This is a genomic window from Desulfitobacterium dichloroeliminans LMG P-21439 (assembly GCF_000243135.2).
GTDB lineage: Bacteria > Bacillota > Desulfitobacteriia > Desulfitobacteriales > Desulfitobacteriaceae > Desulfitobacterium > Desulfitobacterium dichloroeliminans.
Map to the genome: position 1 here is coordinate 2,247,341 of NC_019903.1, position 17,489 is coordinate 2,264,829.

General features: G+C 43.7%; 9 protein-coding genes, 2 tRNA genes and 1 pseudogene. 2 read left to right on the forward strand and 10 right to left on the reverse strand.

The annotated features are described in order from the left end of the window. Positions 1-97: 97 nt before the first annotated feature. The 3 genes from DESDI_RS10625 to trmB form a co-directional block, all read right to left on the reverse strand. Positions 98-171: transfer RNA gene (locus DESDI_RS10625), tRNA-Gly, on the reverse strand. A gap of 8 nt (positions 172-179) precedes the next feature. Beyond that, a tRNA-Arg gene (locus DESDI_RS10630) sits at positions 180-256 on the reverse strand. 103 nt (positions 257-359) lie between these two features. Then, on the reverse strand, positions 360-998 hold the full coding sequence (gene trmB / locus DESDI_RS10635) for a tRNA (guanosine(46)-N7)-methyltransferase TrmB (RefSeq protein ID WP_015262616.1): 639 nt from the start codon (positions 996-998) through the stop codon (positions 360-362). A 201-nt stretch (positions 999-1,199) separates the two neighbouring features. Here trmB and DESDI_RS10640 point away from each other — a divergent pair, with 201 nt between their 5' ends. Next, entirely contained in the window at positions 1,200-2,600 is a 1,401-nt protein-coding gene (locus DESDI_RS10640; protein WP_015262617.1) for an MFS transporter, read from the forward strand. Between the two features lie 17 nt (positions 2,601-2,617). Here the strand turns inward: DESDI_RS10640 and DESDI_RS10645 are convergent. After that, positions 2,618-4,975 (reverse strand): annotated as a pseudogene (locus DESDI_RS10645) (AAA-type ATPase lid domain-containing protein). Positions 4,976-5,099: 124 nt separating this feature from the next. Between DESDI_RS10645 and glk the strand changes: the two are divergent. Continuing rightward, entirely contained in the window at positions 5,100-6,128 is a 1,029-nt protein-coding gene (glk, locus tag DESDI_RS10650; protein ID WP_015262618.1) for a glucokinase, read from the forward strand. Here the strand turns inward: glk and DESDI_RS10655 are convergent. Genes DESDI_RS10655 through DESDI_RS10680 form a run of 6 tightly spaced genes read right to left on the reverse strand, consistent with a single transcriptional unit; the run spans position 6,125 to position 17,448 of the window. Continuing rightward, complete coding sequence (locus DESDI_RS10655; RefSeq protein ID WP_015262619.1) at positions 6,125-7,717, reverse strand: glucose-6-phosphate isomerase; 1,593 nt, start codon at positions 7,715-7,717, stop codon at positions 6,125-6,127. The two genes, glk and DESDI_RS10655, sit on opposite strands and share 4 nt — an antisense overlap. Continuing rightward, positions 7,704-11,237: a bifunctional glycogen debranching protein GlgX/4-alpha-glucanotransferase gene (locus DESDI_RS10660; protein ID WP_051015678.1), complete on the reverse strand. Its 3,534-nt coding sequence runs from the start codon at positions 11,235-11,237 to the stop codon at positions 7,704-7,706. Before DESDI_RS10660 ends, DESDI_RS10655 begins: the two co-directional genes overlap by 14 nt. Positions 11,238-11,248: 11 nt before the next feature. Next, entirely contained in the window at positions 11,249-12,652 is a 1,404-nt protein-coding gene (gene glgA / locus DESDI_RS10665; RefSeq protein WP_015262621.1) for a glycogen synthase GlgA, read from the reverse strand. A gap of 12 nt (positions 12,653-12,664) precedes the next feature. Further along, on the reverse strand, positions 12,665-13,786 hold the full coding sequence (gene glgD / locus DESDI_RS10670) for a glucose-1-phosphate adenylyltransferase subunit GlgD (protein WP_015262622.1): 1,122 nt from the start codon (positions 13,784-13,786) through the stop codon (positions 12,665-12,667). A gap of 15 nt (positions 13,787-13,801) precedes the next feature. Beyond that, on the reverse strand, positions 13,802-14,998 hold the full coding sequence (locus tag DESDI_RS10675; RefSeq protein WP_015262623.1) for a glucose-1-phosphate adenylyltransferase: 1,197 nt from the start codon (positions 14,996-14,998) through the stop codon (positions 13,802-13,804). A gap of 2 nt (positions 14,999-15,000) precedes the next feature. Beyond that, entirely contained in the window at positions 15,001-17,448 is a 2,448-nt protein-coding gene (locus DESDI_RS10680) for a glycogen/starch/alpha-glucan phosphorylase (RefSeq protein WP_015262624.1), read from the reverse strand. Between the last annotated feature and the right edge of the window lie 41 nt (positions 17,449-17,489).

Consider the following 17,489-nt stretch of genomic DNA (forward strand, 5'->3'; position numbering starts at 1 on the left):
AGACCATTTTGATTCTGTACCGCTTTTCAGCGGCGAGATTTATCTTAGCACTTTTGACGAATTTCGTCAACCGCTAATTTTCTGTTGTGCAATTTACTGGAGCGGGTGATGAGAATCGAACTCACGTAACTAGCTTGGAAGGCTAGCGCTCTACCATTGAGCTACACCCGCAGAAGGTATGGTGCGCTCGAAGGGATTCGAACCCCTGGCCTTCTGATTCGTAGTCAGACGCTCTATCCAGCTGAGCTACGAGCGCAAATCATCCGCAGTATTACTGCGTCAACAGTTACTTATTATAACCGATAAATACGCTCAAAGTCAAACACAATTTCGCACTCATATTTCATTATGAATAGAGGCTATTTATCAACCTCAAATATACCGAACTTGATTTTTATTCCTTGCCCGCTGAACTTTTCTTCGTATTCGGTCATGACATTTTCCTGAAAATCGCTTTGGTGCAAATCAAAGTGGACTAGCTTTTCTTGAAAACCCACACTTCCAAAATATCTTAAGCTGTCCTTAAACAGATCATCATCATCTGTCTTAAACCAAATTTCAGATCGCTTTTTCAAGATCTTTTTATAGACTCTTAGGAAGTTAGGATAAGTTAGTCGTTTGTGGTGATGTCTTCGGCTAGGCCAGGGATTACAGAAATTGATATAGATCTTATCTATTTCCTCCGCACTAAATATTTCCTCCAGCTTGGCAATGTTCATGGGAATGATCCGAACATTAATTAATTTCTTTTCATTGATCTTTCTTAAGGCTTTAACTAATACTTCATCATAGAGATCTATAGCTATATAATTGAATTGGCTGTTAAGTTCTGCACATTGACTAATAAATTGTCCTCGACCACATCCTAATTCCAGATAGATTGGCTGATCATTCTTGAATATTTCCTGCCACTTACCTTTATAATCAGATGGGTTGATAATAACCAAATCATCGTTTTCCAATTCGGGCCTTGCCCAAGCTTTTCGTCTAAGTCTCATTTAATTTCTCCTTATATAGCCGCGGAAATACTATACATAGCAAACGCAATAGGATAATCTAAATAACATACATAACATTACTGAAGTATACAAAAAGAGTGCCGCTAATTCAATAGATACATACATTTCAGCGAACCGTCTAATATTAGTCAATCCGAGTATTAATTGTCTGGGTGTTAATTGAATAAAAGGAGCATATTTATGAGCTACAGTAAAGATTTCATCCGCAATACCATGATTATTTGTCTCATGACATCCTTTATCGCGCCATTCATGGTTAATTCCGTAAACATTGCCATTCCCGCAATATCTCTTGATTATGCTGGAACCCAACTTCACTTGAACTGGGTAGTGACCATTTATCTTTTAACCAGCGCTGCTTTATCTTTACCTTTTGGTCGACTAGCCGATATTCTTGGCCGCAGAAAACTCTTTCTTTTGGGCATCGGTTTATTTGGTCTTAGCTCTCTAGGCTGCAGCTTGGCCTTCTCTTTAAATTCTTTGATTTTCTTCCGATTTCTTCAAGGAATTGCCAACGCCATGGTCACAGGTACTTCCATGGCGATTCTAACCTCTGTAGTACCTCCCCAAGAGCGTGGCAAAGCTTTAGGGATTACTTCGGCTGCTGTGTATATTGGTCTTTCTCTCGGTCCGGTCCTGGGAGGGTTGATTATTCAAGTGATTAACTGGAGAGGGATATTCGTTTTTGGCTTTATTGTGGATATGATCATTCTGATTCTCATCTTCACCAAACTCAATGGCGAATGGAAGGTTGCTGACGGTGAGGCTTTTGATTATACCGGAAGTATTCTTTGGGCATCGGGTTTAGCTCTTGTATTATTGGCCTTGTCGAATCTAAGCTTAGATCCCCTCTATATTATTATCCTAATCATCGGTATCAGTCTTTTAGTTTTCTTTGTTCGCTTTGAACTCAAATCAAACTCCCCGATCTTTGCCATCCGGGTCTTCGCCAAAAATACTCCCTTTATCTTTTCAAACTTAGCTACCGTCATCAATTACAGTGCTACGTTCGCCTTAAGCTACCTCTTATCTCTCTATCTACAGCTCGTATTAGGCTTGGACAGTTCTTTCTCGGGATTGATTCTGCTCTCTCAACCCGTCCTGATGGCCTTCATTTCTCCTTTTGCCGGACGACTGTCAGATAAAATGGAACCACGCATCTTATCCTCCCTTGGCATGGCTATCACTACTGTAGGACTCTTTTTTATCATCTTTCTTAAACCAACAACTCCAATTGCAATTCTTATAGTAAACTTGATTTTCATCGGTATTGGCTTTGGTATCTTCTCTTCACCTAATACCAATGCGATCATGAGTTCAGTGGATAAACGTTACTATTCTATTGCTTCTTCTACGCTGGGAACCATGAGGTTATTAGGCCAGACCTTAAGTATGGCTACTGTATCACTCATTACCTCAGCCTTTATTGGAAATATTAGTTTAAATTCCAGTGAATATCCTCAAGTTTTCATGACGAGCTTTAAGGTCTCGTTTACAGTATTTGCTGCACTGTGTATCTTCGGAGTTTTTGCCTCCTTAGCACGAGGCAAAAAGGTTGATATGGATACCCCAAATTCCTAATTCCATAGGCTTTAGGGTTATTTGGTCGTGTTTTTAGTTGATCTTCTTTGAAAGAGAATGACTCCAACCGTAATAGTTGTTAACACCAATCCCGTTATCGCTGCCAGTCCATAGGCTACAATATCTGCGGGGATAAACACTGTATTTAACCCACTCTCGCCCTTATAGGCAAGCCCAAGGGATAAAGTTTTAAGTCCTGGAATAAAATCAATCTGGTAAATAATATGCCCTGCAATAATTAAAGGAATAAAGGCAAAGACCAGTTTAATCCGTTGCGAGGCTGCTTTAGTCTTAAAAGGTCTGCCCAGCCACCAACCAGCCAATCCTCCGCAGATCGCTGCCGAAAAGTATATCAAGGTAAACCAAAGATTCCATTGATTCCTTGGCAAAACATCATGAAGAGGCTCAAAGTATATGATCGGGAAAATAATAGCAACAATAACGCCGATAAAGACGGCATAACCCTGGTTAACACGGGTTAAATGCCAAACTTCCCGTGAGGGTACTCGGAGATTGACTTGAACATTCTCATGCGGGCAGTTGCGAACGCAGTTAAAACACAGCTTACAATCTAAATTATTGTCCAGGTAAGGAAGATGCTGACTCATCGGGCAGCCTTTGACCCCATCCCTCCCCACATAACACTCAAAGGTTGTGCATTTGTTGAGACAGACTGCAGCATCCGCTCGTACTTCCAAAATTGAGCCAATCGAGGCTGTACCAATAAATCCTCCCAATGGACAAAAGTGTCGACACCAGGCATGGCGGGGATAGAGCACACTCACAACGATGGCCAATCCTTGAATGACGATAAGGAGCAAAGCCGTATACAGCATATGGGAGCGCATGTCAGAAAAGACTTCTGCCCAGAAAATCAAGGCAAACAAGGCACTCACAATGAAATAATCATATTTAACAAATAGGGCCGGCAAGGGTCTTTTCGGGTGGTAGCGGTCCTGAATAAATTCCATAATCTTAGAAAAGGGGCAAAACGTGCACCAGAGCCTGCCTAAAAAAGGTGATAAAATGGCCAGCGCTGGCCACCAAAAACCCCAGACAAGGATGAAGGCTTTCATTGTAATCGGTAGTTGAGGGAGAAAAAGCAGACCGACAATCAGCAAGAGCAATGACCCTGCCGAAATCCATTGCAGAACGTTGAGAAACTTCCTCTTCTTGAATAAACTCTTAAAAGCGCCCCACTGTAAGAGATTGATTTTGCTCCCCAGTTTTTTAGCTGTAGGTCCAAAAAAGATTTGTTCCAACCCAATAATGTTCTGATCAGCGAGAAAAAAGGCTCGCTCCATGACCTGAATAAGTTCAGTTACATTCCCTTGGCGATAATTATGAGATAACAAAAGTTGAGTTGCCTCAGGTGTCAAAACCGGTACCTTGCGACCATTTTTCTGAGCCAGACTCTCAACAATTCCTTGGGCAATAATCGGAATATCTCTTTTACGGTCGCGTATAGGTGATATGAAATAGCTATGCGCGAAGCAAGCGGCTAATTCCGGCATAAGCTGGAATCCCGCGTGATTCGCATCCTCTTGTATGCTGCCAATGATTAAACATTTAGTTTGAGACTTAGCAAATACCTCCGCAAGCCTTACCTGTTGTTGCGGGGTAATTCGCTCTATTTCCTGGATAAAGAGGGTTCCCCCGGCTGCAATATCCATCAGACTGTAGGTCGGATAGGATCCACCTTCTTCATGCTGTTCATCGTTTAATAAATATCCCCATTGCTACTCAAAACGCTGACCATCAAGGACCACAAAGGGAGCCTTCTCTCCAAAAAGTCTTTGGTGAGCATACCAAGCAACCATCTGTCTCCCCGTTCCTCTTTCACCTCGAATTAACAGATGTCCCTCTTGTTCTTCAATCATTTCAAATAAACGTTCTACCTCGTGGGTCGTTTTCACACTTCCCCATATTCCATAAAATTTATCTTTATATTGGGTAAGCTGGATAGCTGAACGAAGCACTTCCTTATATCGGCTGATGGAAAGCACCTGATTCGCTTCAACAAGCGTGTCATTTAATTGTCCGATGATTGTGCCATAGATTTGTGGCCAACGGAGAAGAATACGGGCAAAGTCTTCGGCGCTTATAGTCAATAGGCGAACCTGCTCCAGACTGCGGACGGTTACAGCTGAAGGTTTTCCTGTAACTAAGGAAACTACCCCAAAAACCTTACCCTCAGCATCCAGTGCCCCCTCATGCAAAATATACACAGAAGTGGGTTTCTTGCCTTCCTCAATAAGCAGTGAGCCTTCTGGGTAAGTCTCCCAGTGAAACTCATTGGCACACTCCATCCGATCCCATTGTGATAAATCTGTTAGAAATGGTACTTCAGAGAGAAGCATAAGTTTTTCATTCATGGGCTCACCTCCCCTAAACCAATGCGCTTAATTTAAATCTACTATACTCTATAAGAAATACCTCTGCCAACGATTTAAAATTCACAAGAAATAAGAATACATGATACATGGGAGGTGCATTTCTATGCCTTATGATAAAACAGATAAAGGTAATCCCTTATATCTGGCCGGCGACATTGGCGGAACAAAAACTCTCTTAGGGCTTTATTCCCTCAAGGGCACCGAGCTCACCTTAGTTAGAGAAAGAAAATCCTCCAGCAGGGACTGGCAAAGGTTAACACCATTCATTCAAGGATTTTTAGAAGAGATGGCACTCACACCCGAAGACATAACCGGGGCCTGCCTCAGTCTCGCCGGACCCCTTACTCAGGAAAGGTGTCTGCTCACCAATTTGAACAAGGTTATTCATTTCCAATCCTTGCATTCCACTCTTCATTTTCAAAGGCCACTGCTTTTTGTCAACGACCTTGAGGCTATGGGACAGGGCCTATTAGTTTCACAAAAAGAGGATTTGTTATGTCTTAACTCTAGGGCACAAAACTCCATCTCCGCCCCCGCTATACCTTCTCCAAATCGGGCACTGCTTGCCCCTGGCACCGGCCTGGGTCAGGCCATGATCCTAGGCAATCACCAGATCTATGCCACAGAAGGGGCGCATAGAGATTATGCTCCCCGCACAGAACAGGAAATACGGTTGTGGCGTTTTTTAGCGCAAAAATATGATCATGTCAGCTACGAAAGAATTCTATCCGGTCCCGGACTGGCAACCATCTATCATTTTCTACGCTGGGAAGCCCATCCCCATTCTCTCCATGACCCCGTCCCTGCTTCTGAACAGATTACAAAAAGAGCCCTAGCCGGAATCTGTCCACTCTGTACAGAAACACTAGAACTCTTTGTTAAAATCCTGGGTGCAGAAGCAGGCAATCTCGCTTTAATGACCCTGGCCTATGGGGGAATATATCTGGGCGGGGGCATCCCCCCCAAAATTCTTCCCAAGCTACAAGAGGATGACTTCATGGAGGCCTTTCTCGCCAAAGGGCGTTTTAGGGATCTTCTTTCCTCCATTCCCATTTATGTGATTCTTAATGAAAAGACGCCTTTGCTGGGAGCAGCCCGCCTGGCGGCAGCAGCCGAATATCCTATAGCTTAACCGTCAACAAAAAACCTAGTCTCCGGTAAAGGATGCCCCTGTTCCAGGTTCACCCCATGTTCGGGATTAATCGTCAAGTGCAGCAAAATCTTAAACACCATCTCCTGGTGTTCCTCTTCCTGAATAGCCTGAGCGATTTCAGGGATAGAAAATGTCTTACCCGGATGGACTTTTAGAAAATCCAGGATCTTATTCTTCAGATTGATTGCGTCACCCGCAACTTTTTTGCCCATTTCTACTGCCGGTTGGTGATAGGCGTTAATCCCCACCAAAAGGGCATAAATACTTACAGCCCGCTCAAACAGGGCAATCAATACTCCGATCGTGTAGGCGTTGATTTCCTTTACTGTAATGGTAATGGATTCGCGCCTTTTTTCTGTCAGTGCTTCTCGAGTTCCTAAAAGAAAGGCCTGCAAATACTCCCCACTGGTGCTATTTTCCGCCATGATGGGTGAGGTCCCTTCACGATCCTTCAAGACCTCTATGAAGGTTACAAAGAAATTATCAGGACCTTCAAGAAGCTGCTGTAAGTAGGAATGCTGATCTGTAGATCCTTTATTGCCATATACCGCAATACCTTGGTGGACCGTTTCGCCTTTCAGGTTCTTTTCTTTCCCGAGCGATTCCATGATTAATTGTTGAAGGTATTTAGCGAATAACTCAAGACGATCTTTGTAGGGAAGAACAACCATTTGTTTGCCTCTCTGATCTTGGGTGGCATAATACCACATTAAAGCCAGAAGGGCTCCCGGATTACGCGGAGTGTCCGTACCTCGAGTTCGTTCATCACAATCCTTGGCACCCTGTAACAGATTGATGATATCCATCCCTTGCAAAGCAAGGGGCAGTAATCCTACAGAGCTCAGAACCGAAGTCCTTCCACCCACCCAATCCCACATAGGGAACGCTTTGAGCCAATTCTCGTTGTGAGAGGTCTCAGCCAATCGACTACCGACTTGGGTAACCGCAACGGCATGCTTAGCAAAGGATAGCCCTAACTCCTGATAACAAGCTTTAACTTCCAGCATCCCATTACGCGGTTCAATCGTACCACCACTCTTAGAAATGACAATACAGAGGGTGGAATCCAGTGTAGCCCCAATCTCACCTAACACATAATCAATCCCATCGGGATCGGTATTATCGATAAAAAAGGATTTCATTTTATCCCGAGGAGAAGCTAAGGCTGACCTCACAAAGCGGGGACCCAAGCTTGAACCACCTATTCCGATGATGAGGATATTGCGAAAAGCTTGCTTCTTTTCCCCGGTAATCTCTCCCTTATGTATTTGCTCCGCAAAGCGAAGGATATCAGCAATGTTATCTTGGATTCCTTTAGAAATCTCCACTGAGGGGGCAAGATCTGGATAGCGCAACCAATAATGTCCCACCATCCGCCCTTCATCAGGATTGGCTAATCCACCTTTCTCCAGAAGTTCCATCTCACCATATACTTTTTCCATATCCTTCGTCATCTCGCTGAAAAATTGATCAGAAAAATTCATCCGACTAATATCCAAAAGCAATCCCAGTTCGTCATCATTATATAAATGGTGTTTATAGCGTTCCCACGATTTAATAACTACCAACTCCTGTCTCTGTTATTGGTTCTCCGGCCAAACGGTTATATCTTATAGCTAAGCTCCTTAACTTCGCACTGACATCTTGGGTTAAAGACATTTTTTCCACACGCCAGTTCCAATTCCCTGCAATTGTACCCGGTTTATTCATTCTGGCGCGAGAATCCAATTTTAGAATATCTTGCAGAGGAAGAATAACCCAAGTTCCCTGGCTTTTATACAGCTCTTCAATACTCACCTCGACACTCTTGAGAGCCTGTGCCGTATTATACCCTTGGGATAGAAACCAGCCTAAAAGGGTGTCATTATCATGGGTTCCGGAATAATAGATACATTTATGATCATTATGGCCTTGCGAACACTTTTGTACTGTAACTTCTTCCCCCATCGGCGAAAACTGCATGACCTTCATCCCCGGAAAACCGAAAATGCCTTTGAGCACCTTCACTTCCGATGTGATCGTCCCCAAATCTTCGGCTATCAGTGGCAAGGAGCCAAATTCTCGACTCAGGCATTCAAAAAACCGTTTCCCCGGTCCTTTCAGCCAACGACCTTGTTCCGCAGAGTTTGCTCCCCTTGGGATTTCCCAGTAAGCTTCAAATCCACGGAAATGATCCAAGCGCAATACATCAAAGCGCTGCAACCCTTGCCTAAGACGTTCCTTCCACCATACATAATCCATCTTAGCCAAAGTATCCCAATCATACAAGGGATTACCCCAATTTTGCCCCGTAGGACTAAAATAATCCGGAGGAACTCCAGCCGTTCCTCTAGGGATGTTTTCTTCATCAAGATTAAAGAACTCCTGATTCGCCCAAACATCGCTACTGTCATACCCTACAAAGATCGGCATATCCCCCATAATTGTGAGCCCTTTAGTGTTGGCATAGCGCTTTAACTTTTCCCATTGATAAGCAAAGGTGTATTGAATGAAATAAGTGACGTTTATTTCCTCAGCCATTTCTTTGGTTAAGACTTCAATAGCCTCTGAATCTCTTAAACAAAACTTTTCTTCCCACTTATTCCAGGCTAAACCCTGATGTTTTAGCTTTAAACATTTAAAGTAGGCATAATCTTGAAGCCAGACCTGGTTCGTTTGGATAAACGCTTCAAAGTTACTAGGATTAAGGTATTCCTTATCATCAGACTCCCCTTGAGACATCACATGCTTAAAGCGCCGGTAAGCTAACCTTAATAGGTTATCTTTATAAGCCTTAACCCGAGTAAAGCCGTCCCCCTCGTCAGCTTCAAGATACTGTTCAACAGAGTCTTCATATTCTCTTCGCGCTTCTTCCTCCTTCAGCAACTCTGATTGAATCAGTGAATCAATACTTATATAAAGTGGATTACCGGCAAAAGCCGATTCACTCTGATAGGGCGAGTCTCCCTGATCCAGAGGGTTTAAGGGAAGGACCTGCCATATTCTTTGTCCGCCTTCAGCCAAGAAATTAACAAAATCATAGGCCTCATTCCCAAAATCGCCAATTCCCCAAGCTGACGGAAGGGAGGAAATGGACAGAAGAACCCCGCAAGAACGAGTCATTATCTCCTTCTTGAAAAACGGGTCTCTAAAATTCTTCTGACAGTATAGAGACTTGCCCGTCAAGGGAGGCAGGGTAATTTCAATTTCGATTCTTTCCTCGGTTTGTATATCAAGATCAGCCTTTGCATAGATAACTACTCCCTCGAACAAATCAATAACCTGTTGTATATCCTTCTCCAGCTCAATCTTTATTACTCTTGGCCACTGTGAACTACGGTTAACCAATGTAATAATTTCTTCCTTCTCTCCCCTCCGTTTGAAGGAATAAACATCCCCCTCTAAGGGCCACGATACAAAATCACCCTGTTGTAGCACATCATACTCTTGCCGATAACGTAGAACTCGTTTAACCCAGTGCAGAATTTCCTGATCTTCTCTCCCCCAAGGGTAGGTCCCTCGGTTATAGGGATCAGGATAACCCTCCAATCCTGCTTCGTCCCCGTAATACACACAAGGCACACCAGGAAAGCTCATTTGAATCAAGGTAAAGAGTTTTAAACGTTGAGTGGCCAACCAACGGTGGTGAGGGGGTAAGCGATAGTCTTCCTGTTCATACACTGTAAGATCTTCCGGCGCCGGCGCTTCTCCCAGCAAGGTTAAAATGCGAGCACGGTCATGGCTACCGATTAAATTCATTTGTCCGAAGAAATTCTCCCGGGGGTAGTTCTCATACAAATTCATGATTCGCTGGTGAAGCTGGTAGGCATTCTGATCTCCTAGCAAAAACTGCAGAAAAATCTCCCGAAACGGATAATTCATGGTGCCATCTAATTCTGAGCCCCAAAAGTATTGGCGTAATTTTCCGTAGCTGGATTTATTGGTGGGGTCCTCCCAGACCTCACCAATCAGAACCGCCTCGGGGTCTAAAGCTTTCATCACCTGACGGAATTCCTTGATAAATTCATCTGGAAGCTCATCGGCCACATCCAAGCGCCAGCCCTTAATTCCACGGTTCATCCACGTTTGCAATACTCCTTGTGGGGAATGGATAATATAATTTCGGTAAGAAGCGTCTAGTTCATTCACTTCCGGTAGGGTTTTAACTCCCCACCAACAGGAATATACCCCCTCTTCTTGCCACTTATACCAAGAGTAATAGGGTGAATCAGGGGATTGATAGGCTCCCAAGCTGGGATAATTTCCATAACGATTAAAATAAATGCTATCATCTCCGGTATGGCTAAAGACTCCATCAAGAAGAATTGAAATTCCTAAACGACGAGCCTCTTTCACCAATGAGTCAAAGATGGATATATCCCCATACATGGGATCGATGGTGAGATAATCCCCGGTATCATACTTATGATTGCTTGAGGCAGCGAAAATCGGATTCAGGTAGATGATGCTTATCCCCAGTTCCTTAAGGTAGGGAAGTCTTTTTAGGACTCCTAGCAAGTTTCCACCAAAGAAATCCCAGCGCAGAACCTCACCCTTTTCATTTTTGATATAGAAAGGGGTATCGTGCCAGTCCCCATGCAACAGAGCCTTCGGGGGAAGATTATTAAGTTTGCCACCTTCGATTCCATCGAAAAAGCGATCCACATAAATCTGATACATGATGCCACGGGTATACCAGTCGGGCATGCACATAGGGTTATAGACGGTAATTTGATATCCTGGGGGCTCTTGATCATAGATTTGACCCTCACCACCCAGTTGGTTCTCGTTGTTCCCGTAGTAATAGACTTCTTCTCTTACCTTAAACATAAAAAAGTACCAGACAAGCCCAGGTTCATCCGGTACCCGATAATCAACTTGGAAAGTTACTCCTTCCTCTGGGAAACTGCTTGGGGTTTCCACAGAAGGGACCATAGGAAGCAAAACCTCCTTGCCTCCCTCCCAAAGGCGCAAAAGGCATTCTTCAATCCACTCTGTCCCCTTAAGATGAATTCTCAGCTGAATTCTGCTTCCACGTGGAGCGGCCCCAAAGGGGTTGCGAAAAAATTCAGAGTGCGAATGATGGTAAGCTTGAACTTCCACAGGCATCTCTCCCGTTGTTATTTTAAATAATACAGGTCTTCATAGACTTCATAATATTTTGCCGCCGATCGGCTCCAGCTAAATTCTGAGTTCAGAGCGTTTTCCCATAGCCTCAGCCAAGCCTCCTTATTCTCTCGAAACATCTTTACCGCTCCTTGAATAGCGTAGAGAAACTCATGGGCGTTGTAGTGGGTGAAAGTAAAACCATTCCCTTCTCCTGTAGTAATAGAATAGGGTATGACCGTATCCTTTAAACCTCCTGTCTCTCTAACTACAGGGATATTCCCATAGCTCATGGCAATCATCTGGGCAATACCGCAAGGTTCATAACGCGAAGGCATGAGGAAAATATCCGCCCCAGCATAGATGCACTGGGCAAGATCGTCTTGATAGCAAAGCAAAGGCCTGAATTTATCCGGGAAACGATGCCCAAATTCTTTTATTCTCTCTTCATAGTGTGGGTCGCCACTGCCTAGAATGATGAATTGGATATCTAAGGCAAGAATCTCCTCCATGACATGAAGAAGCAAGTCCACCCCCTTCTGTTCAACTAGCCGTGAGACCATACAAAGAATCGGCATATCTTCCGATTCCAACAAACCCAGTTGAGTCTGCAACTTCTTTCTATTTGCTCTTTTTGCAGCCAGATCCTGCGCACCCTTCGCCTCCGGAACACCATTAAGAATGCCCTTAAGGGAATCCTGGCGCGTACGGATCACCTCATGGAGCCCTTCACCCCAGTGAGGATGCTGGATTTCCTCAGCATAGGTTGGACTCACAGTCGTCACACGATCACTATACCGAATGCCAGCCTTCATAAAGTTGATACCCCCGTTAAATTCAAGTCCATCCGGGGTGAAATAGTCCCAACTCAATCCAAGCACATCGGCCAATGTCTCTTTGGAGAAGCTTCCTTGATACTTTAGATTATGAATAGTGAATAGGGTTCTTATTTTATAATAAAGGGTATCTTGGGCATAAAAGACCTTGAGGAAGAGGGGAATCAATGCCGTATGCCAATCATGACAATGAATGATATCCGGTTTGAATCCCGAAAGATAACGAATGCTTTCTAAAACAGCTCGGCTGAAGAAGGCATATTGCTCACCTTCATCTTCATCGCCATAGCATTTTGAACGCCGAAAATAGTATTCGTTATCTAAAAAGTAATAATGAATGCCTTGGTACTCTAACTCCTCTAAGCCGCAATACTGGTTTCTCCAGGCCAAGGGCACTGTAAAACTACCAAGGGGGTTCATAGCTTGGCGATAGCTACTGGCTATGCTGCTGTATTTGGGAAGAATAACCCGAATCTCAACCCCCTGCTCTCGCAGCGCTAGTGGAAGAGAACCACCTACTTCGCCGAGACCGCCCGTCTTGATAAAGGGATCCGCTTCGGTTAAGGCAAAAAGCACTTTCATTGGCACACCTCCTTAGACAATTGCTTTCTTGGAGATCACCAAAGGCTGATCTTCCTTTCCTTGCAGGACATTGCCTTCATTCACTGCCACGAATTTATCGAGAATAACATTTTGTAATTTCGAACCTTTACCGATCACGCATTTGGACATGATAATGCAATTTTGAATCTCGCACCCTTCTTCAATCACTACCCCTCGGGAGAGGATGGTATTTTCTACCGCACCCTCTATGGTGCAGCCACTAGATATTAAGGAATTCTTCACTTGTGCCTTCTTCCCAAATTTCGCGGGGGGATTGTCTCTTATCTTTGTGCGGATGGGTTGGGTGCTGATAAAAAGATCCTTACGAATTTCTTCCCTCAACAAAGCAAGATTGCTTTGAAAATAATCACCAACGGAATGGATTCGACCCACATATCCACCAAAGTAATGCCCCTGAATCTTAAGCTCGCCAAGATGTTGGGCAATGACTTCAATCAACTCAATATTTTCGACGCTACGATAACCTTCAATCATCTTCAGCAGAAGTTCACGGCGAATAATGAAGAGATCAATAAAATACTTCCGAGGAGTATCTAGTCCGGACATTTCGTTATTTTTACTTAGTCCGTTTATCCTCCCCTTCTCGTTTTCCCTAATATAGATAATATCCTGCCCTTTTACAGGACGATTGGATTGATTATAGACTAAGGTAACATCAGCCTCTACCTGATCATGATGATCGATGATCGGACGAAAATCCATATTGAAAACCTGATCCGAACTACTGATAATAACATTTCTGGCACAATCCTTTTCCAGAAACTCAATGTTTAAGGCGATATCTTTCAAGCTAAACCGAATGTCATATTGCCCCAAGCTATGGATAGCACCGGGCAGAATAAAAAGTCCTCCCGATTTGCGGTCTAAGGACCAATCCTTTCCGGCGCCTAAATGGTCTAACATGGGACGATATTGCTGAGGAGTGACTAATCCGACTGTGCGGATTCCCGAGTTCACCATACTGGAAAGGGCAAAATCCAGAAGACGATAGCGTCCGCCAAAGGGAACAGCTGCAATAGGACGTTCTTGCGCCAAACCCTGTAAGACACTTGAGTTCATATTTGCCGATATAATACCGATAGCACTACTCACAGTGCCCACTCCCCTCTATACATCATCCTTAGTGACATTCTTTCCTTCACCGATGACCGACCCCCTCGGTATTTTTAGATGGTCCCCGATCACCGTAATTCCTTCCTGAGCGGGCGTATCTTCACTCTTTGCTCCAATGTAGCAATCATCCTGTACGACAGCATTCTCCCCCAGGATGGTTTTCCACAGCCTAACATTCTCACGCACTTCAGCATTGGGTAGCACTATAGAATCCTCAATAAGGCTCCCTTTTCCCACATAAACTCCTGCAGAGATAATGGAATGATGAACATCCCCAAGGATGGTACAGCCATTACCAATCAGACTGTCGTGGATCTTTGCCTCAGCGCCAATATAATGAGGGGCCAGAATTTCCTCATTGGAAAATATCCTCTTCTTGAGTTCAAAGAATTTATCAATCTTTTCTTCGCGCAAAACCTCCATATTGGCATTATAATAGCTCTCGATGGTGCCCACATCACGCCAATAGCCATGAAATAAATAGGAATAGATTCTTTTTCCTTGTCGCAAAAGACGAGGAATTACATTCTTGCCAAAATCCTTTACAGACTCTTCATCGGCTTCATCCTCCCAGAGAGCTTCTTTAAGGACCTCCCAATTAAAGATATATACGCCCATCGAAGCTAGGTTGCTCTGAGGATGAACTGGTTTCTCGGCAAATTCGCTGATTCTCCCACTCTCATCCGCAGTCATGACCCCGAAACGGGAGGCTTCTTCCCAGGGAACTGCAATGGTCGATAAGGTGACTTCAGCTTTAGCCTGTTTATGGAAGCTTAACATATCGTAATAATTCATCTGATAAATATGGTCTCCGGAGAGAATCAAGATGTACTCCGGATTATAGAAATTGATGAAGTCCATATTTTGATATATAGCATTAGCTGTCCCTTTATACCAGCTCCCTTGATCCTCGCCCAAAAATGGCGGTAAGATATGAACCCCACCATTCAAGCAATTCAAGTCCCAAGCTGAGCCCATTCCGATATAGGAATTAAGCACAAAGGGCTTATACTGGGTCAAGACACCCACCGTATCAATATTTGAGTGTGTACAATTACTAAGACTGAAATCGATAATTCGATATTTACCCGCAAAGGATACAGCAGGCTTGGCAATATTACGGGTTAAACAGCCTAACCTGCTTCCTTGTCCCCCCGCCAATAACATGGCTATACACTCTTTTTTTCGCATAGCTACTCCTCTTTCTCCTCAATTCTCCGACAACGCGCTCGCCAAACCTGATGGGCATATTCCCGTATGGTTCGATCACTGGAGAATACTCCCGACTCCGCAATATTGTGTAGAGAGGATTTAAGCCACATATCTTGATTAAGATAAATTTTTGACGCTTCCTCGAAGGTCCTCATGTAGGATTCAAAATCCTTGAGAACGTAGAATTCATCATTATAGAGGAGCAAGCTATCATAGATCGCTCGAAATTCTTGTGCATTTTCTAATAAGTAGTTTGAATTCAATTGCTCAAGGATCTTCTTTAGACGCGGGTTAGTATGGTACTCATCCCAAGACTTATAGCTGCGGTTTCTGTTGTACTCTATCACTTCACCTGCCGTAAGGCCAAAGATGAAGATGTGCTCATCTCCTACGGCTTCTTTAATCTCGACATTAGCCCCATCTAGGGTTCCCAAGGTAAGAGCCCCGTTCATCATGAACTTCATATTCCCCGTGCCAGATGCTTCTTTGCTGGCAGTAGAGATCTGCTCACTGAGATCCGCCGCCGGGTAGATTCTCTCTGCTAGCGAGACATTGAAATTTTCCAGAAAAACAACTCTTAATTTTTCCTTCATACGTTGGTCCTTGTTAATTTTTTGAGCAAGGTCATGGATCAGCTTTATTATGCTTTTAGCATAGTGATAACCAGGCGCAGCCTTTCCACCGAAAATAAAGGAATACGAGCCTTGAACGGCCTCGGGGTCCCTTTGCAGACGATTATAGAGGTCCATGACCTTAAAGACATTGAGAAGCTGTCGCTTGTAGGCATGAATCCGCTTGACATGAACATCATAAAGAGAATGGGGATCTAGGTATATTCCCTGCTTTTCTTGAATCATTAACGCTAATCTTTGTTTGTTTTGGTATTTCACTTTGCCTAATTGCTCTAAAAAACTAGCATCCTCTTGATAGTTGTGAAGCTTTTTTAGCTCATTCGCATTGGTCTTCCACCCCGGACCAATAGCTTCAGTGACGAGCTCAGAGAGAGCAGGATTAGCCGTTAAGAGGAAGCGCCGATGATTAACGCCATTGGTTAAGTTGGTGAATTTGTAACCGAAAATGCGGTGAAAATCCTTAAAAACATGCTGCTTTAAAATCTCCGTGTGCAGTCTAGCGACGCCATTGATAGAATGACTGCCGATAATAGCCAGATTTGCCATGCAAATCTGACCCTCTCTCATGACGGGGGTACTTCTTAACAATTCCTCACAATTGAAGAACCGCCTGAGAAGCTTCTCCTTGAACCGCCGATCGATCTCTTCAATAATCATATAAATTCTGGGCAGGAGATTCTTAAGTAGGCTCACCGGCCATTTTTCTAGAGCCTCCGGCATAATCGTATGGTTCGTATAGGAAATAGCATCCACAGTGATATTCCAACTCTCCTCCCAATCCATTCCCTCTTCATCAATGAAAATTCTCATTAGTTCAGGGATACAGAGAGCAGGATGGGTATCGTTAATATGAATAGCTACCCCCTGAGAAAAATCCTTCAAGGTCCCATTGCGTTTTTTATAGCTACGCACAATAGCTCCTAGTCCCGCTGCCACGAAAAAGTATTCTTGCTTGAGTCGCAGCTCTCTTCCGGCATGGTTACTATCTTCCGGATAAAGGATATAAGAAATAGCTTCTACTTCTGACTTATAGCTTAATGCTTGAGTAAAATTTCCCTGGTTAAATAAAGCTAAATCCAATTCTGATGACAAAGGCTCTGCACTCCACAGCCTTAAATTATTGATGAGAAAGGGATTTTCGTAACTGAAGATTGGGATATCATATGGCACTGCTAATACCGGTTCATAGTTTTCATGATGGAAAATCAGTCTTCCCTGCACTCTTTCAACCCTAATGTTGCCCTTGAACTTCACCACGATAGCCTTATCCGGTTTTCTTGTTTCCCAAGGATAACCGTTCTTCAGCCAATGATCGGCAATTTCCGTTTGATGACCGTTAACAATTTTCTGTTCAAACAGACCGTACTTATAACGAATGCCATTACCATGTCCAACGACCCCTAAAAAGGCCATTGAATCTAAGAAACAGGCTGCTAAGCGGCCCAGGCCTCCATTACCTAAGCCGGCATCGCTTTCTTGAGCTATCAGCTCTTGCAAATCAATATTGAGCTCTGCTAAGCCCTCGTGCACAATGGTTTGTATCCCGATGTTAATCAGATAATTATTCAGCAGCTTACCAATTAGAAACTCCATGGAAAAATAGTAGACCTGCTTGGCAGGTTGTTTTTGATCTGCTGTATAGTTAGTAAAGGCTCGGCAGAGGCTTATCTCTTCCTTGAGAAGTACCACCAAGGTGTGATATTTATCCCATAGGGTCCCTTCTTCAATGGACTTCCCCTTAATCTCGGCATATTTCTCTAGATAAGCATCCTTAAAGCTATTTTTGTCTGAAAACATCTTTATTCTTCTCTCCTTCTAAAACCGACGTATTACAATGT

Excerpts from the sequence above, each read along its gene's own strand:
- trmB (WP_015262616.1), bottom strand. The coding sequence starts at position 998 with ATGAGACTTAGACGAAAAGCTTGGGCAAGGCCCGAATTGGAAAACGAT.
- DESDI_RS10640 (WP_015262617.1), top strand. The coding sequence starts at position 1,200 with ATGAGCTACAGTAAAGATTTCATCCGCAATACCATGATTATTTGTCTC.
- DESDI_RS10675 (WP_015262623.1), bottom strand. The coding sequence starts at position 14,998 with ATGCGAAAAAAAGAGTGTATAGCCATGTTATTGGCGGGGGGACAAGGA.
- DESDI_RS10660 (WP_051015678.1), bottom strand. The coding sequence starts at position 11,237 with ATGCCTGTGGAAGTTCAAGCTTACCATCATTCGCACTCTGAATTTTTT.
- glgA (WP_015262621.1), bottom strand. The coding sequence starts at position 12,652 with ATGAAAGTGCTTTTTGCCTTAACCGAAGCGGATCCCTTTATCAAGACG.
- glk (WP_015262618.1), top strand. The coding sequence starts at position 5,100 with ATGCCTTATGATAAAACAGATAAAGGTAATCCCTTATATCTGGCCGGC.
- DESDI_RS10680 (WP_015262624.1), bottom strand. The coding sequence starts at position 17,448 with ATGTTTTCAGACAAAAATAGCTTTAAGGATGCTTATCTAGAGAAATAT.